Genomic DNA, 25,128 nt, shown 5'->3' with positions numbered 1-25,128 from the left:
CAGCCTGTGGTGCTCGGTCCAGACGGGGTCAAAAACAACTCGCTTCGCTCAAACAAGTTTTTGCCCTTATCCGTCTGGACCTCCGCTCCTCGGCGCAGACAGAAGGGGCAATCGGGGGCGGGAGCGGGAACCTAATACCGAACAGCCGAATGGGGCTGGTAAAGCCCGCCGATAATCCCTTGATGCGAATCCGATTTACCAAAATGCAAGGTGCGGGCAATGACTTTGTCATGCTCGACGAAACCAAAAAATCGCTGGGCCTGACTACCGCGCAATACCGTTTCCTGGCCGACCGCCATTTCGGCGTCGGCGCGGACCAGATCCTCACGGTGCGGCCGGCGCCTGAGGCTGGCATCGACTTTGAGTACGTGATCCACAACGCGGATGGCGGCGAGGTGGAGCAGTGCGGCAATGGCGCGCGCTGTTTTGTGCGTTTTGTGCGGGAGCAGGGGCTCACGACCAAGGATGTGGTGCGTGTCAAGACGCTGAGCGGCGTTATTGAGCCGCGCATGCAGGCCGATGGGCGTGTGACGGTGGATATGGGCGCGCCGGTGTTTGAGCCGGTGCGCATTCCTTTTGACGCTACTGGCCTTGTGCCTGTGAAAGAAGGTCCTTGGGAGAAGTGGCCGCTGGCGCTGGCGGGCCAAGCTGCGGCGCCCTTCATTGCCGCGCTGTCGATGGGCAACCCGCACGCGGTGCAGCTGGTGGCCGATGTGGACACGGCGCCGGTGCTGGAAACCGGCCCGCTGATTGAAAACCATGTGCGCTTTCCGCGCCGGGTAAACGCCGGCTTTATGCAGGTGGTCTCGCGCGGGCAAATCCGCCTTCGGGTGTATGAACGCGGCGTGGGCGAAACCCTGGCCTGCGGCACGGGCGCCTGTGCGGCGGTGGTGGCAGGCATACGCTGGGGCCTGCTGGATGCGCGGGTCGACGTGATGACGCGTGGCGGCCAGCTCACGATTGAATGGCCGGGGCAGCTGGATGCGCCTGTCATGATGACGGGGCCGGCGACCACCGTGTTCGAGTCCGAGATTGAAATTCCAGACACGGTCTAAACGTTTTTCGACGAAAGCGGATGTAACGCGGGCAAAGGATGACTTTGAGCCCGCCACAAAACTAGGGACAATACCGGCATGAACCCAACTGAACATCCCATCACCGAAGACGACATCGCCAATTTCCTGGCCAATACGCCCGACTTCTTCGAGCGCCACGCCGAGCTGCTGGCTTCGGTGCAGCTGTCCAGCGGCCACGGCAACCGCGCCGTCAGCCTTCAGGAGCGCCAGGCGCTCATGCTGCGCGAAAAGATCAAAGGGCTGGAGACGCGGATGGTCGACATGATCCGCCACGGCCAGGACAACGTGGCGATTGCCGACAAGATGCAGCGCTGGACGCGCAAGCTGCTGCAGGCGGCGCAGGCGCGCGACCTGCCGGGCGCCATTGTCGAAGGCATCACCACCGAATTCCTGATCCCGCAGGCTGCCATCAAGGTCTGGGACGTGAACGGCATTTTTTCCGACGAAAGCTTTGCCACCGACGTGAGCGAAGACGCCAAGACCTTTGCGTCTTCGCTGGGTGCGCCTTACTGCGGCGTCAATTCCGGCTTTGAGGCGGTCAACTGGCTGCCTGAGCCTGCTGTCGCGCTGTCGATGGCGCTGATCCCGCTGCGCGGCGCGGAAGGCGCTGAAGTCGGCGGCCTGCTGGTGTTGGCTTCGCCTGACCCCGAACGCTTTCACAGCGGCATGGGCACCGATTTCCTCGAACGCCTGGGCGAGCTGGCCGGCGCGGCGCTGACGCGTCTGCGGCCCCAGCAGGCTACCGCCCGGTAAGTAGCTCTGCCGTCATGACGCAAAAATCGCCTCTTGCGTCCGGACCAGGCGGCGTTGACGCCGCCTCGCCACCCTTGCCGCCTTCCCATCCGCTGGTCGAGCGTTACCTGGAGCATGTGCGCGTCGAAAAGCGCCTGGCCCAGCGCACGGTCGAGCTCTATGCACTCGATTTGCAAAAACTGGAGGCCAACGCGCGCCAGGCGAATGTCGAACTCACGGCGGTGCAAAACATGCACATGCGGCGCTGGGTCGCGCAAATGCACGGCGCCGGCCGCAGCGGGCGCGGCATCGCGCTCATCCTGTCGGGCTGGCGGGGCTTTTACACCTGGCTGGGCCGTGAGGGCCTCGTCAATGGCAACCCGGTGCAGGACGTGCGCGCGCCCAAGGCCGCCAAGCCTTTGCCCAAGGCCTTGAGCGTGGACGAAGCCGTGCAGCTGGCCGCCTACCAGCCCGACGCGGCGCAGGGCGACCCGCTGCTGGCGCTGCGCGACCAGTGCATCACGGAACTGCTGTATGGCTGCGGCCTGCGTATCGGCGAGCTGGTGGGCCTGGATGTGCAGGCCGGCGCCCAGGCGCGCGGCTGGATCGATGTGGATGCGGCTGAGGCCTATGTGCTGGGCAAGGGCTCCAAGCGGCGCAGCGTGCCGGTGGGTGGCGCGGCATTGCGCTCGCTGCAGCAGTGGCTGGCCGCGCGCGCCCAGTGGGCGCGTGAAGACCCGGCGCTCTTTATCAACCAGCGCGGCACGCGCCTGACGCCCCAGCACATCCGCGTGCGGCTGAAGCAGCGCTCACTGCAGGCCGGGCTGGCCACGCCGGTGCATCCGCACATGCTGCGCCATTCATTTGCCAGCCATGTGCTGCAGTCCAGCGGTGACTTGCGCGCCGTGCAGGAGCTGCTGGGCCACGCCAACATCACCACCACACAGGTCTATACGCGGCTGGACTTCCAGCACCTGGCCAAGGTGTATGACGCGGCCCATCCGCGGGCGCTGTCCAAAGCGCCCGCCCGTGCCGCTACGCCGATTACGGTCGAAGCCGAAGCCGAAGCAAAAGCGCCGGCAAAACAAAAAAACTGAATCCGGCTGACCGGTTTTAGAGCGGCCGGGGGCCCAGCCGCGAGCGCCGGGGCGGTCTTGGCGGCGGCGCTTCGCCCAGCATGAATACCGCGCGTTTGCTGTCGGCGGGCGCCGACGCCAGGCGTTCCTCGAGTTGCGTCAGCAACCCTTGCGCATTGGAGCCGTTGTGGGGCACCAGCGCATAGGCCACATGCACCTGCGCCACGCAGTCCACATGCAGGCCCTTGTAGGGCATGAGGCAGCGCGCCACGATGCGCGGCCCGAGCGTGCCGGCGTCTTCGGCGCTGAAAGGGCCTTCCACCAGCATGCCAAAGCGCCGCTCAGAGAGGCGCGCGGCGCTGTCGATCTCCCGTGCGGTCGACAACAGGCGCTCGGCCACGCGCAGCGGCAGCTCGTCGGCGGCCTTGCGCCCGAAGTCGCGCTGGATCTGCTCGGTGTTGACCAGGTCGATGATCATCACCGCGCTTTGGTGGCGCAGCCGTTCGGAGCGCGCGATCATGCGGAACAGGCGCTCGGCGAACACATGGCCGTTGATCAGGCCGGTCGCCGGGTCTACCCGGTCCAGGCCCTGGATACGCCGGGTGTTTTCGCGCCGGTGCTGGCTGCGCAGCATCAGCACCAGCATCACGATAGGCAGGTGCAGCGCCACGGCCAGCTGCATGCCGTGCTGCGTCAGGAAACCGATGGGCACCAGCTCGGCGTTGCGCGCCAGTGTCCAGCCGGCGGCAATCAGCACGGGCACATAAGCCAGCATCAGCCAGGGCGCAAAGCGGTCGCCGCGCCGCCAGGCCCAGCCCAGCACCAGCATGCCGCTGAATTGCAGCAGCAGCATGATGGGGATGAACACGTCCATCCGCGACGCCGCGGGAATCACCGCCAGCACAACGGCGGTGAGGGCACCCAGCACGGCCTGGCCCACCATAAGCCAATGCAGGCGCCGCGAACGCTCGTACAGGGACGTCGCCGCGGAAATAAACAGCAGCGTGGCCGACATCGTCAGCATCGGCAGCACCGAGGTGGAGACGTCGCTCCACTCCGGCCAGGCGGGCCACAGGTGCAGCCCCGCGATGCCGGTGACGGTGGCCTGCGTCAGACCCAGCAAGGTCACGCACAGGGCATAAAAGCCGTAAGCGGTATCACGCAGAGAGACGGCGCCCAGCGCGGAAATCAGCGCGGCCAGGCCGGTCAGGCCGAAGAAGATGCCCAGGATCAGCGAGACGCGCTGCTCCGAATAGCTCAGCCGGCTTTCGCTGATGAACTGCAGCGGGACGCTGAAGGCGTGGCCGTTTTCAAGCCGCAGCAAATATTTGGTCGGCACTTCGGCCGACAGTGCGATGGGCAGCAGGGGGTGGCGGTGCGGCACCGGCCACTTGTTGACCGCGACCAGGTCGCCGGCGCGCTGCTCGTTCCACTGGCCCGCGCCGTCGAGTGTGTACAGCGAGGCCCTGTCGATGGAAGGGTAGGGCACTTCCAGGTACCAGCGCTCGGCGTCAGGCGCGGGTGGCACGTTAAAGCGCACCCACATAGCCTGCCCGCTGGTGACCGGGTAGATGGCTTCACCGCGTGTCGGCTTCCAGGGGATGCTTTCCGTGCCGGCGACCTGCTCGGGCGTGAACCGGCCAGTGTTATCTATCCAGTAGTCGCCCCAGTCCTGCAAGGCTACCGGCTGGATGCGGGTGTCCAGGTCGAGCACAGTGCGCGAGCGTGCATCCAGGCTTGTCACGGCCAGCAGCGAGCCCACCAGCAGGCTCATGGCCAGGCCCAGCAGCAAAGTCCGTGCGGCGGCAGGCCGGCGAATGCCGCTGCCTGCAAGGCGCGCCGTTCGCTGGAATTTCCCCAACTGCCGTGAAATGTACGTAAAAATCATTAACCCACGATTGTCGCAAACTTTCGCAAACATGACATTCCCCAGTTTTGGGGACGTGGCGCAGGTGATTCCGGCCGGGCGGGGCGCTACAGCCCAGCCGCGACAATAGCGCCATGAAAATAATTCGATTGCGGGACGGCAAAGAGCGTTCCTTGCTGCGGCGCCACCCCTGGATTTTTGACGGCGCCATCGCCAAAGGCGGGGGCGATGCCGGCGAAACGGTGCGGGTCGAAAGCCATGCCGGCCAGTTCCTGGGCTGGGCGGCCTTCAGCCCGGCCTCCAAGATCCGGGCGCGGGTGTGGAGCTTTGACGAGGCCCAGCGCATCGACGCGGCCTTCTTTTCGGCGCGCATTGCCCAGGCGCTGAAGGCCCGCGAGCGGTTTGAGATCCAGAGCGACGGCCGGCGGCTGATCCACGGCGAATCCGACGGCCTGCCGGGTCTGGTGGTGGACCAGTACGGCGACACGCTGGTGGCGCAGTTCTCCAGCTGCGGCGCGGAGAAGTGGAAGGGCGTGATCGTCGATGCCTTGCTGGCACAGACCGGCCTCACACGTCTTTATGAGCGCTCCGATGCGAGTTCGCGGGCGCTCGAGGGCCTGCCGGAAGTCACCGGATGGCTTAAAGGTTCGGGCGAGACCGGCATCACCATCACCGAACACGACTGGAAACTCAGCCTGGACATTGCCGAGGGCCATAAAACCGGCTTCTATCTGGACCAGCGCGACAGCCGCGCCCGGTTTGCCGCCTATGCACGGCGCCTGAAGTTCCAGAACGTGCTCAATTGCTATTGCTACACGGGCGGCTTTACCGTGGCGGCGCTGGCCGGCGGGGCGGGGCATGTGACCTCGATCGACTCGTCCGGCCCTGCGATTGAGCGGGCCCGGGCCAATGTGGCACTCAACGGCTTTGACGCCGGCCGCACCACCATGCTGGACGCCGACGTGAATGCCTCGCTGCGCCAGTACCAGAAGGAAGGCCGCAGCTTCGACGCCATCGTGCTGGACCCGCCCAAGTTTGCGCCCACTGTCACGCATGCCGACCGCGCCGCGCGGGCCTACAAGGACATCAATCGCCTGGCGCTGTCCATCCTGTCGCCCGGCGGGGTTTTGTTCACTTATTCGTGCTCGGGCGGCATCAGCGCCGACCTCTTCCACAAGATCGTCGCGTCGGCCGGCATCGATGCCGGTGTGGACGCCTTTATCTCCGAGCGCATGGGCGGCGCGCCCGACCACCCCATGACGGTGGCCTTCCCCGAGGGTGAATACCTCAAGGGGCTGGTGCTGGTGAAGCGGGTAGGCGGCTGAGGCGTCGCGCAGGGGGCTTGACAGCGTCTGTAAAGTGACTGTTGGCTGAATTGGTATTCGCCGGGTCTTGTCCGCAGGGCTTGAAGCCACCGCTAAACTCCCCAGCTTGGGTGCTGGCAGCCCCGCTGCCGGCGCCGCACGCCTTTCCTGCAATTTCCCGTTTTTAGGTAACACCATGAGCTTGATTCCCGTCACCATACTCACCGGCTTTCTGGGCTCCGGCAAGACCACGCTGCTCAAGCGCGTGCTGACTGAAGCCCACGGCCAGAAGATCGCCGTGATCGAAAACGAATTCGGCGAAGAAAACATCGACAACGAAATCCTGGTGAACGACACCGAGGAAAACATCATCCAGATGAACAACGGCTGCATTTGCTGCTCGATCCGCGAGGACCTGCGCGAAACGCTGCAGCTGCTGGCCGCCAAAAAGCGCAAGGGCCTGCTCGACTTCGAGCGCGTGGTGATCGAAACCACCGGCCTGGCCGACCCGGGCCCGGTGGCGCAGACCTTCTTCATGGACGAGGAAATTGCCGAGCAATACCTGCTGGACTCCATCCTGACGCTGGTCGACGCCAAACATGCCGCCAACCAGCTCAACGACCGCCAGGAGGCGCGCCGCCAGGTGGGCTTTGCCGACCAGATCTTCATCAGCAAATCAGACCTGGTGGCCAAGGACGAAGTCGACGCGCTGATGCACCGCCTCAAGCACATGAACCCGCGCGCGCCGCAAAGCACCGTGCACTTCGGCGAAGTCGCCATCAAGGACGTGTTCGACCTGCGCGGCTTCAACCTCAATGCCAAGCTGGACATCGACCCCGATTTCCTCAAGGAAGACGACCACGCCGGGCACGACCATGACCATGTGCACGGCGAGCATTGCGACCACCCCTCACACGCACACGATGCCAAGGATGGGCATGAGGGCCATGGCCACCATCACCACCACGACGATGACGTCAAGAGTTTTGTCTTCAGGTCCGACAAGGCTTTCAGCCCCGCCAAGCTCGAGGATTTCCTGGGCGCGGTGGTCAACATCTACGGCCCGCGCATGCTGCGCTACAAGGGCGTGCTGAACATGGAGGGCACCGACCGCAAGGTGATCTTCCAGGGCGTGCACCAGCTCATGGGCAGCGACCTCGGGCCCGCCTGGGCCGAGGGCGAGAAGAAAAACAGCAAGATGGTCTTCATCGGTATCGATTTGCCCAAAGATATTTTCTTGCAGGGTCTGGAGCAATGCCTGGTTTGAGGTAGGCTGTTCGCCTGTAGCCTATAAAAGGCGGAGGGCCCCATGTTTGTCTCGATTCTCCAACGATTTGTTTGCCGGGTAATACAGCTGGCTGGCGAGCCGCTACAATCGCGCGCCGACCAAAATACCCGAAAAATCGAATCGGGAGACCCGTCCAGCAGAAAACCGGCTAAAAAGCGGTTTATGTCACTTGAAAATCACTTTGTTGGGGTTTTCATGACTGGCGTGCGGCAGACAAACCAGGAAATCTGGCAACAGGAAGGGCCGAACCGTACAGCCGCGGTTTGGCCAGGAAGCCGCCTCAGGGCCCTGAAAGTGGTTCCGGGGCAGCTTTCCAGAGGAGACACATTGTGAAAGCCCAAGCAAAGAAGACCAAGCCGGCCGCCAAGGCCCCCGCCAAACCGGTTGCCAAAGCAGCCGCGAAGGCCAAGCCAGCGCCCAAGGCGGCAGCCAAGACAGTGAAAAAACCTGCCAAACCCGTTGCCAAAGCCAAGCCTGCCGCGAAAGCCGCACCAGCCAAAAAGCCCGCAGCCGCCAAGAAAACCGCTGCCAAGCCAGTGCCGTCAAAAGCCAAGGCCGTCGCCAAACCCGTCAAGCCTGTGCCCAAAACGCCGTCAAAGCCTTCCGCCAAACCCGCAGCAAAAGCTGTTGCCAAGCCAGCCGCCAAGCCCGCTGCCAAAGCACCAGTCAAGGCGCCCGCCAAACCTGTCGTCAAAGTTGCCGCACCTGTGGCCGCTCCGGCGCCGGCGCCCGCCCCCCTCAAGGGCGGACTGGTGGCTCCGCCTCCCCTGAAGCCCGGCCGGCGCAGTTCCGCCCGGGTGGCCACTCAATCACCCCCTCCCGCACCCATGGTGCCAACCCATGCGCCTGACGCAGCCAAAGCCAGTTACTCCACAATGACCGAACGCGTGATCGCGCCGCCACCCCAGGCGGCGGCCAAAAAAGACCCCAAGCTTGCCAACAACTGGAAGACCAAATCCGCCGAGCAGCTCACCGACGACGAAGTCAAGGCCATGCCCGACTCCGAGTACATGAACGAAAAGCAGCTCGCGTTCTTTCGCCACAAGCTGTCGGTGCTCAAGCAGGACATCCACAACAGTGCCGGCGAAACCACCGAACACCTGCGTGAAGACACCGTCGTGGTGCCCGATCCGGCGGACCGCGCCACGATCGAAGAAGAGCACGCCCTTGAACTGCGCACCCGTGACCGGGAACGCAAGCTGCTCAAGAAGATCGAACAGTCGATTGCCCGCATTGATTCCGGCGACTACGGCTACTGCGACGAAACCGGCGAACCCATCGGCGTGGGCCGGCTGATTGCCCGCCCCACGGCCAATTTGTCCCTGGAAGCGCAGCAGCGCCGGGAGCTCAAGCAAAAAATGTTTGGCGATTGACGCCAGGTTTCCGGTTAAAAGAAGTTCAGTCTTAGTCGCGCGCCACCATGTCCAAAGAAGATACCGCTTCAGGCCTGCTCTCCAAGATGGTCAAGTTCGTCCGGAATCCGGCCACGAACTGGGCCGACCTGGACGCTGCGCCCACAGACCGCGACGAAGCCATGAGCAAGCAATTGCTCAAGGAAATGATAGAGCGCAAGCGGCAAAATGATTTTGTGCGCAAGCGTGAATTCGACATGCTGCGCAAGATGCGCAAGCGCGAAGCCATGGTGGGCGTGGGGCAAGACCCCGGCGGCAGGCCTTCTTTCTTCCAGAGCAGCATGCCTTCGAAGCCCGATGACCGGGCCACCACGCTCAAGAAGATCGACGAGATCGAAGCGCAGATGTCCATGCAGTGGTGGAAGACCAAGAATGGCGGCGACGTCGACAGCTCGACCCCGCCCTCCATGCCGCATGGCCGGAGCACCGCTTCGGTCCATGCCCCGTTGCTGGACAACGCGCTGCCGGCCGCATACCGGCCCACAGCGCCGGCAGGGCTGCAATCGGCCGCGGCCAAGGCGGCCCAACCGCCGTCTGCGCCTATGACGCAGAGTGATCCCTTGCCGACTGAGCCGGACTCTTTGTCCATCGCACTGGCGGAAGCCCGGGGCGGCGGCTTTGCGGCCAAACCTCCTGCGCCCCCTGTCAGCAGCCCGCCAAGCGTCCCGTCGGCGCAGGACAGCAGCGCATCCGGCTTTTCCGCCTCCAAATTCAACGCGGTCGACGTCGAAGAAGTTGCGCACGACGCCGAACTGGAAGAAGCCGCCATTCGCTTTGCCAACGGTGATGACGCCGGCGCTGAAGCCGGTTTGCTGGAAATCCTCGCACCGGGCGCTGCACGTACGGACCATGCGGAGACCTGGCTGACGCTCTTTGATCTTTACCGCGCCACCGCCCAGCAAGACAAATTCGAAACCGCCGCCATCCAGTTCGTCGAGCGTTTTGACCGGTCGGCGCCGCAGTGGTTCTCCATGCCCGACATGGTGAAACTGCTCAGCACGCCGGAGGGCAAGGTTGCCGCCGGCAACGGTCCTGCCGCCGACTGGATATGCCCCTCGGTGCTGGGCATCCAGACGGTGGCGGCCCTCAAGGCGGCGATTGCCAAGGCGCCCATGCCCTGGCGCCTGGACTGGAAGAACCTCAAGAGCATTGAGCCGGCCGCCCTCGAGCCGCTGAGCAAGGTATTCAGCGGCTGGGCGGCGCAGCCTGTTCAACTGCGTTTCCTGGGTGATCCGCAACTGCAGAAGGTGCTGGAAACCGCCACGCCGTCGGGCAACCGCGATACCGACCAGAACTGGTGGAAGCTGCGCATGGAAGCCCTGCGCGTGACACACCGCCCTGACGATTTCGAGCTGGCCGCGCTCGACTTTTGTGTGACCTACGAAGTCTCGCCCCCGGCCTGGGACAGCGCGCGCTGCGAATACAAACCGCTGGATGCGCAAGGGGGTGCTGTCTCCGGCCAGACCATCATTGGCGATGTGTATCGCGACTCCACGCCGTCCAGCCTCAGCGCCATCGAGGGCGACACCCAGATGGACGCCATGAGCTCGCAAATGAGCAACATGCTGTCTGTGGAGCTGTCCGGGCAAATCCAGGGCGACGCGATTGCGGTACTCGACAAACTGGAAGTCAAGCTGATGGGCGCCGACATGATGCTCATCTCCTGCTCCAAGCTGATCCGGGTCGATTTTTCCGCCGCAGGAACGCTTTTGAACTGGGTGTCTGCCCGTGAGGCCGAAAACAGGGCCGTCCAGTTCTCCGACGTCAACCGCCTGGTTGCCGCCTTCTTCAATGTGATCGGCATTACCGAACACGCAAGGGTGCTGGTTCGCGTCGACTGAGGTCTGCGCCTTCCTCTCCTCTCCTCTCTTCCTCTTTTCTCTTCTCCCCCTCGCTTCACTTTGACGGCACTGCCGGCCCGGCTCTTCGAGCTGTATCGCCTGCGGTGCCTGTAGCGCCTCCAGCATCCGGATGCAGTCCGCCTCTCGCGGCAGCGCCATTCACCAGCCCCTGTACTGCCTCAGGCTGTTGCTATATTTTTTATAGCCCTCATCCGTTGGATGGCAGCTCATCGTTCGCAACCGCGACGGAAATAGTCACCTCTTTGAAGCAATGCATCGGGCGCTTCACCCTATTGGGTTAAAGCAATACTTTCACTGCATCTGCTAAGTGCTTAATTTAGAACGATATTTAATTATTGGTCTGCATCCACAGACGCTTCTAAGTCCTTGATTTCATTGAAAAAATTTGTTTCAAATCCCTTGTTTGCAAATGGTTTCCTGCTAAAGTGGGAAGAAGTGCAATTTAGTGGTGAAAAGTGTTCTCTAAAGGTTTGTAGCAGTGTTTCAAGGCGCTTCATCGTTAGTTCTCGATACCAAGGGGCGGCTCTCTGTGCCGACCCGGCATCGTGACGTCCTGAGCGCGACGGCTTCCAGCCAACTCACCATCACAAAACATCCACACGGATGCCTCATGATTTTCCCTCGCAACGAGTGGGAGAAATTTCGTGACCGCATCGCCTCGCTGCCGATGCAGGCCCAATGGTGGAAGCGGATTTTCCTGGGCAATGCCATGGACGTGGACATGGATGCCACCGGCCGCGTGCTGGTGTCGCCCGAGCTGCGCGCGGCCGCGGGCATCAGCAAAGAAACGGTGCTGCTGGGCATGGGCAGCTATTTCGAGCTCTGGGATGCCGCCACCTACGCGGCCCAGGAGGCCGAACAGATGAAGGGCGAGATGCCCGATGTCTTCAGAGACTTTTCGTTCTGAAAGAAGACGGTGAACGGCACATGGATACACCGCACCGTCCTGTTGAACGAAGCCATAGAGGCGCTTCTTGTCAACCCGGACGGCCACTACGTCGACGCGACCTTCGGGCGCGGCGGGCATTCGCGCCTTCTGCTGTCGCAGCTGTCGGCCCAGGGGCGCCTGACGGCCTTCGACAAAGACCTGGACGCCATCGCCGAGGCGCAAACCATTACCGACCCGCGGTTTTCCATTCGCCACGAGGGCTTCATGCACCTGGGGCAGTTGCCCGCCGCGAGCGCGGCCGGCGTGCTGATGGACCTGGGCGTGAGTTCGCCGCAGATCGACAACCCGGTGCGCGGTTTTTCTTTTCGGCAAGAGGGGCCTCTGGACATGCGCATGGACACCACGCGTGGCCAGAGCGTGGCCGAGTGGCTGGTGGATGCATCCATAGAAACCATGGCGGAGGTGATTCGTGAATATGGCGAAGAACGGTTTGCTCAACAGATTGCAAAGGCGATTGATCGTCGCCGACAGGAACGGGGCCCTCTTCGAACCACCGCTGAGCTGGCCGAAGTCGTGGCTGGCGCGGTCAAAACCCGCGAGCCGGGCAAGGACCCTGCAACGCGCACATTTCAGGCTCTTCGGATTTTCATCAACGCCGAGCTTGAAGAGTTGCAACAGGCGCTAGCCGCGTCACTGAAAGTTCTCCAACCGGGAGGCCGTCTGGTGGTGATCAGTTTTCATTCGCTCGAAGACCGCATCGTCAAACAATTCATCGCCGCACATTCGCGCGAGGTGTTCGACCGCCGCGCGCCTTTCGCCGAACCCAAGGCCATGCAGCTCAAGGCCCTTGGCCGCACCAAGCCCAGCGAAGAAGAAGTAGACGGCAACCCGCGCTCGCGCAGCGCCGTGATGCGGGTGGCCGAGCGCACAGAGGTGGCTGCATGAGAGCCGGAGCGTCGCCATGGCAAGGCTGAACCTTGTGCTGCTGCTCGCCGTGCTGGCCAGCGCGCTTTACCTCGTGCGCACCCAGTACGAGTCGCGCCGCCTGTACGTCGAGCTTGAAAAAGCGACGGCCGAGGCCCGGAAAATCGAAATGGACAACGAGCGCCTGCAAGTGGAAAAGCGCGCGCAGGCCACGCCCTTGAAGGTCGAAAAGCTGGCCAAAGAAAAACTGCAGATGCGCACGGTGACGCCGGCCATCACGCAATACGTGACCTACAAGGACGAGCCTGCAGCGGCCGCGCCGGCACCCGGAGGCGCCAAGCCATGAGCCGCAGCGTTCTCTACTCGTCCAGCCCTTTGCTGGCCAGCAAGACGCCCGTCTGGCGCAGCAAATTCATCGTGGCGGGCGTGGCGCTGGCTTTTGCCGGGCTGGCCGGCCGCGCGGCCTATATCCAGATCTTTGGCAATGATTTTTTCCAGCGCCAGGGTGAGGTGCGTTTTGCGCGCACGCTGGAGTTGCCCGCCAATCGCGGCCGCATCCTGGACCGCAACGGCCTGATCCTCGCGTCCAGCGTGCCGGCGCCCAGCATCTGGGCCATTCCCGAAGACGTTGAGGCCAGCAAGGCGCAACTGGCCGAGCTGGCCCGGCTGCTGGAAATGCCCCTGGCCGATCTCAACAAAAAACTCGGCGAAGAAGACAAGACCTTTGTCTGGATCAAGCGCCAGGTCGACGAGCCTGTGGCGCAAAAAATCCACGCGCTCGGCATCAAGGGCATCTATCAGCGCAAGGAATACAAACGCCAGTACCCTGAAGGTGAAACGGTGGCCCATGTGGTGGGCTTCACCAATGTCGAGGACCGCGGCCAGGAAGGCATAGAGCTGACCTTTAACAAGGACCTGGCGGGCAAGGCCGGTTCGCGCCGCGTGATCAAGGACCGCCTGGGCCGTGTGGTCGAAGATGTCGGCGAGCAGGTGCATCCTGTCGAAGGCAAAGATATTCAGCTGAGCATCGACAGCAAGGTGCAGTTCTTCGCGTACCAGAAGCTGCGCGACGCGGTCATCGCACGCAAGGCCAAGGCCGGCAGCGTTGTGGTGCTGGACTCCACGACCGGCGAAGTGCTGGCGCTGGTGAACTACCCGAGTTACGTGCCCGACAAGCGGAAAAACCTGACCGGTGAGCAACTGCGCAACCGTGCACTGACCGACACCTTCGAGCCCGGCTCCACGATGAAGCCGATCACGGTCGCCATGGCGCTGGAGGCCGGACGCATCAAGCCGCAAACCATCATCGAAACCGGGCCAGGCCGCTACAACATCGGCGGCTTCACCATCAGCGATACCCATAACTACGGCACGCTGACGGTGGAAGGTGTCATCCAGAAATCCAGCAACGTCGGCGCACTGAAGATTGCGCAAAAGATGAGCCCGCAGGAAATGTGGGAGACCTATATGGCGCTGGGCTACGGGCAGAAACCGCAGATCCAGTTTCCCGGCGCCGTCACCGGGCGCGTCCGGCCATGGAAGACATGGCGTCCCGTTGAGCAGGCGACGATGGCTTACGGCTACGGCTTGTCGGCCTCGCTGTTCCAGATGGCGCACTCCTACACCGCGTTCGCGCATGATGGCCGGATCATCCCCGCCACCATGCTCAAGAGCAGCGAGCCCGCCGTGGGCGTGCAAGTCTTTTCTGCCGAGAACGCGCATGCCGTTCGCAAGATGCTGCAGATGGCGGCGGCTCCGGGCGGCACCGGCCCGCTGGCGCAGACAGTGGGCTACTCGGTAGGCGGCAAGTCGGGCACGGCGCACAAGCAGGTGGGCAAAGGATATGCCACCAACAAATACCGCGCATGGTTTACCGGCATGGCGCCCATCGAGGCGCCGCGCATCATCGTCGGCGTGATGATCGACGAGCCCAGCGACGGCAACTACTTCGGCGGCGTGGCCGCCGCGCCTGTTTTCAGCGAAGTGGTGCAGCAGACCCTGCGCATGATGGGTGTGCAGCCCGACATGAGCGTCAAGCCGCAAATCACCACCAAGGCTGTGGAGGAGTCGTTTTGAGCACGCAACTCCACACCCCTGAGCAAGCTGCCGTCTGGCTGCGCGAGCGCGTGACCGGCGGTCTCTGGACGGACAGCCGCAAAGTGGCAAAGGGCGACGGCTTCATCGCCTGGCCCGGCGCGGCGACGGACGGCCGCAAGTTTGTAGGTACTGCGCTGGCTGCCGGCGCCAAGGCCTGCCTGGTTGAGCAGGACGGTGCGGCGGCCTACGACTTGCGGGACGAGAAAGTCGCCGAATACGCCGGCCTCAAGGCCGCGACCGGGCCTATTGCGGCTGCCTACTTCGAGCAGCCAAGCCGGCAGCTGCGGATTTCCGCCGTCACTGGCACCAATGGCAAAACCTCCACCGCCTGGTGGCTGGCGCAGGCCCTGGGCCGCCTCGGGCGCAAATGCGGACTGATCGGAACCCTGGGCATCGGTGAGCCCGGCGCCATGGTGTCCAACGGCCTGACAACACCCGACCCGGTGCTGTTGCAGCAGGAGTTGCGGCGCTTTGCCGACGAAGGTTTTGCCGCCTGTGCGCTGGAGGCTTCGTCCATCGGCGTAGTGGAGCATCGCCTGGATGCGACGGCCATTGAAGTCGCCATCTTTACCAATTTCACCCAGGACCATCTCGACTACCACGCCTCCATGGAGGACTACTGGCAGGCCAAGGCGGCGCTGTTTGGCTGGCCCGGCCTCAAGGCTGCGGTCATCAATATCGACGATGCCAAGGGTGCTGAACTGAACGAGTCACTCGCGAATAGCGGGCTGGATCTCTGGACGGTGTCCTGTGTTGAGCCCGCGCGCTTGCAGGCGCGCGACATTGAACACGGCGCAGATGCCGTGAGTTTTGACGTCGTGGAAGGCGCTGAGCGCCACACGGTTCGCGCACAGGTGGTGGGCCAGTACAACGTCTCCAATCTGCTCGGCGTGCTGGCCGCGCTTCGCGCCATGGATGTGCCTCTGGCCGATGCGGTGGGCGCCTGCGCGGGGTTACTCCCGGTTCCGGGCCGCGCCGAGACGCTGGCCGTGCCGGGCCAGCCTCTGGTGGTGATTGACTACGCCCACACACCGGATGCTCTGGAAAAGGTTTTGCTGGCGTTGCGGCCCACGGCGTCGCGGCGCGGCGGCCAGCTCTGGTGCGTATTTGGCTGCGGGGGCGATAGAGACGCGACCAAGCGCCCGCTGATGGCCGCGGTGGCTGAAAAGAATGCCGACCAGGTGGTGGTGACCAGCGACAACCCGCGCAGCGAGAACCCCCTGGCCATCATTTGCCAGGTGTTGCTGGGGCTGAGCCACAGGGATGCCGTCCATGTGCAGGCTGACCGGGCGGCAGCGATTGCGCACGCCTTGAGCCTGGCCCGGCCGGATGACGTGGTCTTGCTCGCGGGCAAGGGCCACGAGAGTTTTCAGGAAGTGGCCGGCGTGAAGCTGCCGTTTTCCGACCATGCCCACGCGCAAGCGGCGCTTGAAGCTGCCGCAGCCGCAGCGGGACAAAGCCCACAAGGGGCCTCGGCATGATGAACCTGCAACAAGCCCTGAATTGGCTGCCCTCTGCCCGCCTGGTGGGCGATGGCAAGGTGAAGGCTTTGCGAGTCAATACCGACACGCGCAGCCTGCAGGCGGGTGATTTGTTTGTGGCGCTCAAGGGTGAGCGCTTCGACGCCCACGAATTTCTGGCGCAGGCCAAGGCGCAGGGCGCCGTGGCGGCCATTGCGCACCATGGGCTGGCTGAGGCCGGCTTGCCGGGCCTGGAAGTGCCCGATACACGCCTGGCGCTGGGGAAACTCGCCGCCGGCTGGCGATCGCAATTTCAACTGCCCCTCGTGGCAGTAACGGGCAGCAACGGAAAAACCACCGTCACCCAGATGATCGCGGCCATCCTGCGCGCCTGGAAAGCCGACAAGGCGTTTTCAACCGAAGGCAACCTCAACAACGACATTGGTGTGCCGTTGACGCTGCTGCGCCTGTCGGCAGCGCATGAGGCCGGTGTCGTTGAGCTTGGCATGAACCATCCCGGCGAGATTGCCTACCTGGCTGAACTTGCGAAACCGACCGTCGCACTGGTGAACAACGCGCAGCGCGAGCACCTGGAGTTCATGGCCACAGTGGAAGCCGTCGCTCGCGAAAACGGTTCGGTGTTCCAGTCGCTGGATGCGGCCGGCACGGCGGTCTTTCCTGCCGACGACGACTACACGCCTCTCTGGCGGAGCCTGGTGGGCTCACGCAAGGTGCTCACATTTGCGCTTGCAGGCCCTGCAGACGTCACCGGCACGGCGCAATGGAGTGATGGCTGCTGGAAGGTAGCGGCTGCCACGCCGGCCGGCGCGACGGAGTTCTCGCTGCACATCGCCGGCCGGCACAACGTCAAAAACGCCTTGGCCGCCACGGCCTGCGCGCTGGCGGCGGGTGTGCCTCTGGCTGCCATTTCTGCGGGCTTGTCGGCTTTTGTGCCGGTCAAAGGCCGTTCGCGCGCCATCGCCGTGGCGCTGCCCGGCCGGGTGCTGACGCTGGTGGACGACACCTACAACGCCAATCCTGACTCCATGCACGCCGCGCTGGAGGTGCTTGCCGAACTGCCCGGGCCGCGCCTGATGGTGATGGGCGACATGGGCGAGGTGGGTGACCAGGGGCCGCAGTTCCATGACGAAGCCGGGCGGCATGCACGCGCCCTGGGCATTGAAAAACTTTTCACCTTGGGTGAACAGTCGAAAAACGCGGCGGCGGGCTTTGGCCAGGCGCAGGTTTTCGGCGACGTGGACGCGCTCATCGCTGCCGCGCTGGCCGAACTCTCCCACACCGGCAGTGTGCTGGTGAAGGGCTCACGCTTCATGAAGATGGAACGTGTGGTGCAAGCCATCACCGCGCACGCGCAAGATCAAACACAACAACATCAAAATCAAAAGGAAGAGCCTCATGCTGCTTAGTCTGGCCCAGTGGCTCCAGTCGATCTCCCCCGAATTCGGTTTCTTTCGGGTGTTCCAGTATTTGACCTTCCGCGCCGTCATGGCCGCGCTGACGGCGCTGCTGATTGGCCTGCTGGCCGGGCCGTTTGTGATTCGCCGGCTCATCTCGCTCAAGATCGGCCAGCCTATCCGCCAATACGCCATGCAAACGCATTTGAGCAAGAGCGGCACGCCCACCATGGGCGGTGTGCTGATTCTGCTGGCCATCGGCATCTCCACGCTGCTGTGGTTTGACCTGTCCAACCGTTTTGTCTGGATTGTGCTGATCGTGACGCTGGGCTTCGGCGCCATCGGCTGGGCGGACGACTGGCGCAAGGTCGTGCTCAAGGATCCGGAAGGCATGCGTTCGCGCGAAAAATATATGTGGCAGTCCATCATCGGCCTGGTCGCGGCGCTCTACCTGGTGTTCAGCATCTCCGAGAGCTCCAACATGCGTGTCCTGGAGCTGTTCTTCAGCTGGGTGCAATCCGGTTTTGACGTGGACTTGCCGCCCAAAGCGGGTTTGCTGGTTCCTTTCGTGAAAGAAGTCAGCTACCCCCTGGGCGTTTTCGGCTTTGTGATCCTGACTTACCTCGTGATCGTGGGCTCCAGCAATGCCGTCAACCTGACGGACGGCCTGGATGGCCTGGCCATCATGCCGGTGGTGATGGTGGGCTCTGCCCTCGGCGTGTTTGCCTATGTCACCGGCAGTTCGGTTTACTCCAAATACCTGCTCTTCCCGCACATTCCCGGCTCGGGCGAGTTGCTGATCTTCTGCTCGGCCATGGCCGGGGCGGGCCTGGCCTTTCTCTGGTTCAACACGCATCCGGCGCAGGTGTTCATGGGCGACGTGGGCGCATTGGCGCTGGGCGCCGCGCTGGGCACCATTGCGGTCATCGTGCGCCAGGAAATCGTGCTGGCCATCATGGGCGGCATCTTTGTCGTCGAGGCACTCTCCGTGATGATGCAGGTGGCCTGGTTCAAGTACACCAAGAAGCGGTTTGGTGAAGGGCGCCGCCTTTTCAAAATGGCGCCGCTGCACCACCATTTTGAGAAAAACGGCTGGAAGGAAACGCAGGTAGTTGTGCGTTTCTGGATCATCACGATGCTGCTTTGCCTTATCGGCCTTTCAACCTTGAAGCTCAGGTAACAAGGCATGCGGCATTTACAAGACCAAACCGTATTGATTCTGGGCCTGGGTGCGTCCGGCCTGGCCATGGCGCGTTGGTGCGTGCGCCACGGCGCTTCAGTCACGGTTGCCGACACGCGTGAGGCGCCTTCGCTGCTTCCCACGCTGCGGCAGGAGCTGCCCGGGGTGACATTCATAGCCGGCGCTTTCACGCCGGAGCTGGTGCAAGGCACGGCGGTGCGCGCTGTTTACCGCTCGCCGGGGCTGGCGCCCGCGGTGATCGCTCCTGTGGTCGATGCCGCGCGCGAGATCGGCTTGCCGGTCGGCGGTGAGCTTGATCTGTTCGCCAGAGCGCTCGCCGATCTTCGCGATGTTTCTGCCGCGGAGGCCGTTGAAGAAGCGCCTGAAACCGGGGCGCCTCTCGCCATCCCCGAAGCCGCGTCTGAGGCACCGCAACCCGATGCACTCGATGCACCCGATGTGCCGGGTGAAACGGAATCATCGGATGCGCTGGCCGCGGCCGAAGCGCTTGAGGATGAAACCAGCGTGCCGGTCAGCGCTTCTGACGATACGCAAGCAGCGCAAGGTGCGGCGGACAACGCCCCAGAGAGCGCGCCAGTTACTCTTGAGGAAGCCGGTGAGGGCGTTGCCACTCCCGAACTGCTCGGTCTTGTGCCGCCCGAAAAACCAGCCGGTTACCGGCCCGAGGTGCTGGCCATCACCGGCACCAACGGCAAAACCACGGTGACCTCGCTGCTGGGCCAACTGGTGCAGCGCGCCGGGAAGACCGTCGCCGTCGCGGGCAACATCGGCCCCACACTGCTGGACACACTGTCGGCCCACATGGACGCCGAAACCCTGCCACAGGTCTGGGTGCTGGAGCTGTCGAGCTTCCAGCTCGCCGACGTGCAGGGCTTTGAACCGACGGCCGCCGTGGTGCTCAACATCACGCAAGACCACCTCGACTGGCACGGCGACATGGATGCCTACGTCGCGGCGAAAGCCAAAGTCTTTGGCAGCAGCACCTTCATGCTGCTCAATCGTGACGATGAGCGTGTGATGGCCATGCTGCCGCCGCCTGTCAAAGTGCGTCTGAAGCCGCCGCAAGTCCGTCCCCACGCCACCTTCGGCGCGGGCGAACCGCAACGCCCCGGCGACTACGGCATTGAAACCGTCAACGGCATGACCTGGCTGGTACGTGCGGCCGAGGCCGATGAAACCATCAAACGCCGCAAGGACGAAGAAGTGGAGCTGCATGTGCAGCGGCTCATGCCTATCGAGGCTTTGCGCATACGCGGGCGGCACAACGCCACCAATGCGCTGGCAGCGCTGGGCCTGGCCGTAGCTGCGGGCTGCAACCTGGCCCCCATGCTGCACGGCCTGCGCGAATACCGCGGCGAGCCGCACCGCGTCGAGTCGGTGGCCATCATCAATGATGTCGAGTACTTCGACGACAGCAAGGGCACCAATGTGGGCGCAACGGTGGCCGCGCTGACGGGGTTGGGCCTGGAGCGCAAGCTGGTGCTCATTCTCGGCGGCGAAGGCAAGGGGCAGGATTTCTCACCGCTGGCCGACCCTGTGCAGCGCCATGTCCGTGCTGTGGTGCTGATAGGGCGTGACGCGCCCCTCATCAAGGAAGCCTTGCCGCGCAATATTCCGATGTTCGATGCGGCATCCATGGAAGAAGCAGTCGCTCTGGCGGCGCAGCAGGCGACCACCGGCGATGCCGTGCTGATGTCGCCAGCCTGCGCCAGCTTTGACATGTTCGACAACTACGAGCACCGCGCCCGTGTCTTTTGTGACGCAGTGCAGGCGCTGGCCCGGGAACAGGGAGCCGTGCTGTGACAGCCGTTGCACGCATCTCTGGCTGGTTCTCCGGCTTCGGCAAGGCCGCGGCGGATGTGCTGCCCGTGCGGCTGGGCGGGCAGAGCGTGTCCCGAACGCTGGCCAAGCCGCCCGTGCGCATGGCCGGTTTTGACCAGGCGCTGCTCTGGGTCACGGTGGCCTTGTTGATGTGGGGCCTGGTGATGGTGTACTCGGCCTCCGTCGCCATGCCCGACAACCCGAAATTCGCGCGCTATGCGCACACGCATTTCCTGATGCGTCACATACTTTCGCTAGTCGTGGCTTTCATCGTCGCGGTTCTGGCGTTTCAGGTGCCGCTGGCCACCTGGGAAAAGCTGGCGCCGTGGCTGTTTGTCATCTCGCTGCTGTTGTTGATCCTCGTGCTGGTGCCCTTTATCGGCAAGGGCGTCAATGGCGCCCGCCGCTGGATATCGCTGGGCATCATGAACTTTCAGCCCTCGGAGCTGGCGAAGTTTGCGGTGCTGCTTTACGCCGCCGACTACATGGTGCGCAAGATGGAAGTGAAGGAACGCTTCTTCCGCGCCGTCATGCCCATGGCGATTGCGATTGCCATCGTGGGTCTCTTGCTGCTGGCCGAGCCCGACATGGGCGCCTTCATGGTGATCTCGGTCATCGCCATGGGCATCCTCTTTCTGGGCGGCGTCAATGCCCGCATGTTTTTTGTGATTGCCACCGTGGTGGTGGTCGCCTTCGGCTTGATGGTGATGCTCAGCGAATGGCGGCGCGAGCGGATCTTTGCTTACCTCGATCCCTGGAGCGACAAATACTCCATGGGCAAGGGTTACCAGCTGTCGCATTCGCTGATCGCTTTCGGGCGCGGCGAAATCTTTGGCGTGGGCCTGGGCGGCAGCATTGAAAAGCTGCACTGGCTGCCTGAAGCGCACACCGATTTCCTGATGGCCGTGATCGGCGAAGAGTTCGGCCTGCTGGGCGTGCTCACGGTGATTGGCCTCTTCATGTGGATGACGCGCCGCATCATGCACATCGGCCGCCAGTCCATCGCGCTGGACCGGCTCTTTGCCGGCCTGGTGGCGCAGGGTGTCGGCATCTGGATGGGTTTCCAGACCTTTATCAACATCGGCGTGAACCTGGGCGCTTTGCCGACCAAGGGGCTGACTTTGCCGCTAATGAGTTACGGCGGTTCGGCCATCTTGATGAACCTGATCGCTTTGGCTGTCGTGCTGCGGATTGACTACGAGAACCGTCTGCTGATGAGAGGGGGGCGCGCATGAGCAAGCAGCACTGCGCTCTCGTGATGGCCGGCGGAACGGGCGGCCACATCTTCCCGGGCCTGGCCGTGGCCGAGGCCCTGCGTGAACGCGGCTGGCGCGTGCACTGGCTGGGCGGGCTTGGCAGCACCCAGCGTCCCAGTATGGAAAGCCAGCTGGTGCCTCCGCGCGGTTTTCCGTTCGAGCACATCGAATTTTCCGGTGTACGCGGCAAGGGCCCAGCCACGCTGGTGTTCCTGCCGCTGCGTCTGCTCAAGGCCTTCTGGCAGAGCATCCAGGTGGTGCGCCGCGTCAAGCCCGACGTGGTGGTGGGCCTGGGCGGCTACATCAGCTTTCCTGCGGGGATGATGAGCGTGCTGCTGGGCAAGCCACTGGTGCTGCATGAACAGAACTCGGTGGCGGGCATGGTCAACAAGGTGCTGGCGGGCGTGGCCGACCGCGTCTTCACCGCTTTCCCGAATGTGTTCCGCAAGGCCGAGTGGGTGGGCAACCCCTTGCGCCCGGCATTCCTGCGCCAGCCCGGCCCTGCTGAACGTTTTGCGGGCCGCACCGGCCCGCTGAAGTTGCTGGTGGTCGGTGGCAGCCTGGGCGCTCGCGGGCTGAACGATCTTGTGCCCAAGGCCCTGGCCTTGATTCCTGAAGGCGAGCGCCCGCAGGTTACTCACCAAAGCGGCGCCCAGCAGATTGACGAGCTGCGCGCCAACTACGCCGCAGCCGGCGTAACGGCCGAACTCACGCCCTTTATTGAAGACACCGCGCAGGCCTTTGCCGATGCCGACATGATCATCTGCCGCGCCGGCGCCAGCACCGTGACTGAAATCGCAGCGGTTGGCGCCGCGGCGCTGTTCGTGCCTTTTCCGGCTGCGGTCGACGATCACCAGACCGCCAATGCGAAGTTCCTGGTGGACCAGGGCGGCGGCTGGCTCATCCAGCAGCGTGACCTGGCGCCTGAACAGCTCGCTTCAATGCTACAAAAAACAGAGCGGCCTGCGCTCATCCAATGCGGTCTGCAGGCCAAAACAATGCAAAAAACAGATGCGACGGCCCGCGTAGTGGCCGCTTGCGAGGAACTGGCGACATGAAACACGCCATCAAAAACATCCACTTCATCGGCCTGGGCGGCTCCGGCATGTCCGGCATTGCCGAGGTGCTGCACAACCTGGGCTACGTGATCTCCGGCTCCGACCTGTCGGACAGCGCCACGCTGCGGCGCCTGGCCAAGCTCGGCATCAAGACCTTCGTCGGCCATGCGGCAAGCAACCTGGCCGCCGTCGATGCGGTGGTGACCTCCACCGCCGTGCAGGCCGATAACCCCGAGGTGCTGGCGGCGCGCGAAAAGCGCATTCCGGTGGTGCCGCGCGCACTGATGCTGGCCGAGCTGATGCGCCTGAAGCAGGGCATTGCCATTGCAGGGACGCACGGCAAGACCACGACGACCAGCCTGGTGGCCAGCGTGCTGGCCGAAGGCGGGCTGGACCCGACCTTTGTGATTGGCGGGCGGCTCAACAGTGCCGGCGCCAACGCCAAGCTGGGCTCGGGTGACTACATCGTGGTGGAAGCCGACGAGTCGGATGCTTCCTTCCTCAATCTTCTGCCCGTGATGGCGGTTGTCACCAATATCGACGCCGACCACATGGAAACCTACGGCCACGACTTCGGCAACCTCAAGAAGGCTTTTGTCGACTTCCTGCACCGCATGCCTTTCTACGGCACAGCCATTCTGTGTACCGACGACCCGGCTGTGCGCGAGATCGTGCCGCAAGTGTCCTGCCCCATCACCAGCTACGGCTTTAACGAAGGCGCGCAGGTGCGCGCCGTCAATGTGCGGCCAGTGGGCGCGCAAATGCATTTCACGGCGCAACGCCGCAATGGCGTCACCTTGCCCGACATGGAAGTGGTGCTCAACCTCGCCGGCGAGCACAACGTGCTCAATGCGCTCTCGGCCATTGCGATTGCCGTCGAACTCAATGTGCCCGACGCCGCGGTGCAAAAAGCCCTGGCCGAATTCCGCGGCGTGGGCCGGCGCTTCCAGAGTTATGGCGACCTGCCGGCCAAAGGCGGCGGTCACTTCACTGTGATCGAAGACTACGGCCACCACCCGGTTGAGATGGCCGCCACCCTGGCAGCCGCGCGCGGCGCATTCCCCGGCCGCCGGCTGGTGCTGGCCTTCCAGCCGCATCGCTACACCCGCACGCGCGACTGCTTTGAAGACTTCGTCAAGGTGATCGGCAACGCCGACGCGGTGCTGCTGTCGGAGGTGTATGCCGCCGGCGAAGCGCCTATCGTGGCTGCCGACGGCCGTTCGCTGGCGCGCGCACTGCGTGTGGCCGGCAAGGTGGAGCCCGTCTTTGTGGACGAAATCGACACCATGCCGCAGGCCATCCTGGACAACGCGCTGGCCGGTGATGTCGTGATGTGCATGGGGGCAGGGTCGATTGGCCAGGTGCCCGCCAGAGTCGTTGAAATGCTGGAGCCCGCAGGGACCCGAACATGAAAGAGAACACCGTGAACTTTGGAAAAGTCGCCGTTCTGATGGGCGGCATGTCGGCCGAGCGCGAGGTCTCGCTGATGTCGGGCAGCGGCGTGCTGAAGGCATTGCGCTCGCGCGGCGTGGACGCCCATGCCTTTGATCCGGCCGAGCGCGACCTGAGCGAGCTGAAAAAAGACGGGTTTGAGCGCTGCTTTATCGCACTGCACGGGCGGTTCGGCGAGGACGGCACGGTGCAGGGCGCGCTCGAGTTGCTGGGCATTCCTTACACCGGCTCGGGCGTCATGGCCTCCAGCATGGCCATCGACAAGGTCATGACCAAACGGGTGATGATTTCCGAAGGCCTGCCGACGCCGCAATACCGCCTGCTGCGCCGCGGTGCTTATGGCGCTGCCGATATCGCGGCTCTGCCGGATGCGCTGGGCCTGCCGCTCATCGTCAAGCCGGCGCGCGAAGGCTCGTCCATCGGGCTGACCAAGGTGACTGAGCGCTCCGGCATGGCCGAAGCCGTGGCGCAGGCCGAAAAGCTCGATGCTGACGTCTTGTGCGAACAATTCATCAGCGGCGACGAGGTGACCTGCCCGGTGCTGGGCACAGGCGCCGAGGCGCGCGCGCTGCCCGTCATCCGCATCGTGGCGCCCGACGGCAACTACGACTACCAGAACAAATACTTCACCGACAGCACGCAGTACCTGGTGCCTTGCGGTTTGCCGGAAGGCGAAGAGGCCGCCATCCAGCAACTGGTGCTTGATACCTTTCGCATCCTCAATTGCCGCGGCTGGGGCCGTGCCGACGTGATGATCGACAAGGTCACGCGCAAGCCCTATCTGCTGGAGCTCAACACCTCGCCCGGCATGACCAGCCATTCGCTGGTGCCCATGTCCGCCCGCGCGGCCGGCATCTCGTATGAAGACCTTTGTGTGCAGGTGTTGCAGACGGCTTCGCTGGATCACCAGAAGCACGGAGGAGGCGCCACTTGAGCCG

Annotated in this window: 21 protein-coding genes; 20 read left to right on the top strand and 1 reads right to left on the bottom strand. The window is 63.6% G+C overall.

The features are described from left to right. Positions 1–182: 182 nt before the first annotated feature. The 3 genes from dapF (at position 183) to BM408_RS19295 (ending at position 2,905) form a co-directional block, all read left to right on the top strand. On the top strand, positions 183–1,055 hold the full coding sequence (dapF, locus tag BM408_RS19305) for a diaminopimelate epimerase (RefSeq protein ID WP_092131967.1): 873 nt from the start codon (positions 183–185) through the stop codon (positions 1,053–1,055). A gap of 78 nt (positions 1,056–1,133) precedes the next feature. Then, positions 1,134–1,829: a DUF484 family protein gene (locus BM408_RS19300; protein WP_092131966.1), complete on the top strand. Its 696-nt coding sequence runs from the start codon at positions 1,134–1,136 to the stop codon at positions 1,827–1,829. Positions 1,830–1,843: 14 nt separating this feature from the next. After that, complete coding sequence (locus BM408_RS19295; RefSeq protein ID WP_254774885.1) at positions 1,844–2,905, top strand: tyrosine recombinase XerC; 1,062 nt, start codon at positions 1,844–1,846, stop codon at positions 2,903–2,905. 16 nt (positions 2,906–2,921) lie between these two features. On the opposite strand, the gene BM408_RS19290 is transcribed toward BM408_RS19295, so the two are convergent. Next, a complete protein-coding gene (locus BM408_RS19290; RefSeq protein ID WP_092131964.1) occupies positions 2,922–4,772 on the bottom strand; it encodes a sensor domain-containing diguanylate cyclase in 1,851 nt (616 codons plus the stop codon). A gap of 113 nt (positions 4,773–4,885) precedes the next feature. On the opposite strand from BM408_RS19290, the gene BM408_RS19285 reads away from it, so the two are divergent. The 17 genes from BM408_RS19285 to BM408_RS19210 all read left to right on the top strand — a co-directional run bounded on the left by BM408_RS19285 (position 4,886) and on the right by BM408_RS19210 (position 25,124). Further along, entirely contained in the window at positions 4,886–6,076 is a 1,191-nt protein-coding gene (locus BM408_RS19285) for a class I SAM-dependent rRNA methyltransferase (protein ID WP_092131963.1), read from the top strand. Positions 6,077–6,251: 175 nt separating this feature from the next. Next, complete coding sequence (locus BM408_RS19280; RefSeq protein ID WP_092131961.1) at positions 6,252–7,322, top strand: CobW family GTP-binding protein; 1,071 nt, start codon at positions 6,252–6,254, stop codon at positions 7,320–7,322. Positions 7,323–7,364: 42 nt separating this feature from the next. Then, complete coding sequence (locus tag BM408_RS22830) at positions 7,365–7,676, top strand: hypothetical protein (protein ID WP_139237383.1); 312 nt, start codon at positions 7,365–7,367, stop codon at positions 7,674–7,676. Beyond that, a complete protein-coding gene (gene dksA, locus BM408_RS19275; protein ID WP_092131959.1) occupies positions 7,673–8,716 on the top strand; it encodes an RNA polymerase-binding protein DksA in 1,044 nt (347 codons plus the stop codon). The genes BM408_RS22830 and dksA overlap by 4 nt, the downstream gene beginning before the upstream one ends. Positions 8,717–8,763: 47 nt before the next feature. Then, positions 8,764–10,596 (top strand): STAS domain-containing protein, encoded by a 1,833-nt coding sequence (locus BM408_RS19270; protein WP_092131958.1) that lies wholly within the window; start codon positions 8,764–8,766, stop codon positions 10,594–10,596. A 499-nt stretch (positions 10,597–11,095) separates the two neighbouring features. After that, positions 11,096–11,524: a division/cell wall cluster transcriptional repressor MraZ gene (gene mraZ / locus BM408_RS19265; protein ID WP_092131956.1), complete on the top strand. Its 429-nt coding sequence runs from the start codon at positions 11,096–11,098 to the stop codon at positions 11,522–11,524. A gap of 9 nt (positions 11,525–11,533) precedes the next feature. Beyond that, on the top strand, positions 11,534–12,451 hold the full coding sequence (gene rsmH / locus BM408_RS19260) for a 16S rRNA (cytosine(1402)-N(4))-methyltransferase RsmH (RefSeq protein ID WP_092131955.1): 918 nt from the start codon (positions 11,534–11,536) through the stop codon (positions 12,449–12,451). A gap of 16 nt (positions 12,452–12,467) precedes the next feature. Then, on the top strand, positions 12,468–12,776 hold the full coding sequence (gene ftsL, locus BM408_RS19255; protein WP_092131953.1) for a cell division protein FtsL: 309 nt from the start codon (positions 12,468–12,470) through the stop codon (positions 12,774–12,776). Further along, entirely contained in the window at positions 12,773–14,506 is a 1,734-nt protein-coding gene (locus BM408_RS19250; RefSeq protein ID WP_092131951.1) for a peptidoglycan D,D-transpeptidase FtsI family protein, read from the top strand. The genes ftsL and BM408_RS19250 overlap by 4 nt, the downstream gene beginning before the upstream one ends. Further along, positions 14,503–16,008 (top strand): UDP-N-acetylmuramoyl-L-alanyl-D-glutamate--2,6-diaminopimelate ligase, encoded by a 1,506-nt coding sequence (locus BM408_RS19245; RefSeq protein WP_092131949.1) that lies wholly within the window; start codon positions 14,503–14,505, stop codon positions 16,006–16,008. Before BM408_RS19250 ends, BM408_RS19245 begins: the two co-directional genes overlap by 4 nt. After that, the gene (gene murF / locus BM408_RS19240) at positions 16,005–17,414 is read left to right on the top strand and encodes a UDP-N-acetylmuramoyl-tripeptide--D-alanyl-D-alanine ligase (protein ID WP_092131948.1); all 1,410 of its coding nucleotides are present in this window, start codon (positions 16,005–16,007) and stop codon (positions 17,412–17,414) included. Before BM408_RS19245 ends, murF begins: the two co-directional genes overlap by 4 nt. Further along, complete coding sequence (mraY, locus tag BM408_RS19235) at positions 17,404–18,582, top strand: phospho-N-acetylmuramoyl-pentapeptide-transferase (protein WP_092131946.1); 1,179 nt, start codon at positions 17,404–17,406, stop codon at positions 18,580–18,582. Before murF ends, mraY begins: the two co-directional genes overlap by 11 nt. A gap of 6 nt (positions 18,583–18,588) precedes the next feature. Then, positions 18,589–20,406 carry a UDP-N-acetylmuramoyl-L-alanine--D-glutamate ligase gene (murD, locus tag BM408_RS19230; protein WP_092131944.1) on the top strand — a complete coding sequence of 606 codons (1,818 nt, stop codon included), beginning with the start codon at positions 18,589–18,591 and terminating at the stop codon, positions 20,404–20,406. Then, a complete protein-coding gene (gene ftsW, locus BM408_RS19225) occupies positions 20,403–21,659 on the top strand; it encodes a putative lipid II flippase FtsW (RefSeq protein ID WP_092131943.1) in 1,257 nt (418 codons plus the stop codon). Before murD ends, ftsW begins: the two co-directional genes overlap by 4 nt. Next, positions 21,656–22,738 (top strand): undecaprenyldiphospho-muramoylpentapeptide beta-N-acetylglucosaminyltransferase, encoded by a 1,083-nt coding sequence (gene murG / locus BM408_RS19220; protein WP_092131941.1) that lies wholly within the window; start codon positions 21,656–21,658, stop codon positions 22,736–22,738. The genes ftsW and murG overlap by 4 nt, the downstream gene beginning before the upstream one ends. Continuing rightward, positions 22,735–24,150 carry a UDP-N-acetylmuramate--L-alanine ligase gene (gene murC, locus BM408_RS19215; protein ID WP_092131940.1) on the top strand — a complete coding sequence of 472 codons (1,416 nt, stop codon included), beginning with the start codon at positions 22,735–22,737 and terminating at the stop codon, positions 24,148–24,150. Before murG ends, murC begins: the two co-directional genes overlap by 4 nt. After that, positions 24,147–25,124, top strand: coding sequence for a D-alanine--D-alanine ligase (locus tag BM408_RS19210; protein ID WP_092131938.1), 978 nt, complete (start codon positions 24,147–24,149; stop codon positions 25,122–25,124). Before murC ends, BM408_RS19210 begins: the two co-directional genes overlap by 4 nt. Positions 25,125–25,128 lie beyond the last annotated feature (4 nt).

The organism is Polaromonas sp. YR568, from assembly GCF_900116715.1.
Lineage (GTDB): Bacteria > Pseudomonadota > Gammaproteobacteria > Burkholderiales > Burkholderiaceae_C > Polaromonas.
This window is presented reverse-complemented; position numbering and strand designations above follow the sequence as displayed.

Coding starts and splice junctions, on each gene's coding strand:
- BM408_RS19270 (WP_092131958.1), top strand. CDS start 8,764: ATGTCCAAAGAAGATACCGCTTCAGGCCTGCTCTCCAAGATGGTCAAG.
- BM408_RS19285 (WP_092131963.1), top strand. CDS start 4,886: ATGAAAATAATTCGATTGCGGGACGGCAAAGAGCGTTCCTTGCTGCGG.
- BM408_RS22830 (WP_139237383.1), top strand. CDS start 7,365: ATGTTTGTCTCGATTCTCCAACGATTTGTTTGCCGGGTAATACAGCTG.
- BM408_RS19300 (WP_092131966.1), top strand. CDS start 1,134: ATGAACCCAACTGAACATCCCATCACCGAAGACGACATCGCCAATTTC.
- BM408_RS19250 (WP_092131951.1), top strand. CDS start 12,773: ATGAGCCGCAGCGTTCTCTACTCGTCCAGCCCTTTGCTGGCCAGCAAG.
- mraY (WP_092131946.1), top strand. CDS start 17,404: ATGCTGCTTAGTCTGGCCCAGTGGCTCCAGTCGATCTCCCCCGAATTC.
- murG (WP_092131941.1), top strand. CDS start 21,656: ATGAGCAAGCAGCACTGCGCTCTCGTGATGGCCGGCGGAACGGGCGGC.
- BM408_RS19290 (WP_092131964.1), bottom strand. CDS start 4,772: ATGATTTTTACGTACATTTCACGGCAGTTGGGGAAATTCCAGCGAACG.
- BM408_RS19295 (WP_254774885.1), top strand. CDS start 1,844: ATGACGCAAAAATCGCCTCTTGCGTCCGGACCAGGCGGCGTTGACGCC.
- BM408_RS19280 (WP_092131961.1), top strand. CDS start 6,252: ATGAGCTTGATTCCCGTCACCATACTCACCGGCTTTCTGGGCTCCGGC.
- ftsL (WP_092131953.1), top strand. CDS start 12,468: ATGGCAAGGCTGAACCTTGTGCTGCTGCTCGCCGTGCTGGCCAGCGCG.
- dapF (WP_092131967.1), top strand. CDS start 183: ATGCGAATCCGATTTACCAAAATGCAAGGTGCGGGCAATGACTTTGTC.
- murD (WP_092131944.1), top strand. CDS start 18,589: ATGCGGCATTTACAAGACCAAACCGTATTGATTCTGGGCCTGGGTGCG.
- BM408_RS19210 (WP_092131938.1), top strand. CDS start 24,147: ATGAAAGAGAACACCGTGAACTTTGGAAAAGTCGCCGTTCTGATGGGC.
- murC (WP_092131940.1), top strand. CDS start 22,735: ATGAAACACGCCATCAAAAACATCCACTTCATCGGCCTGGGCGGCTCC.
- murF (WP_092131948.1), top strand. CDS start 16,005: ATGATGAACCTGCAACAAGCCCTGAATTGGCTGCCCTCTGCCCGCCTG.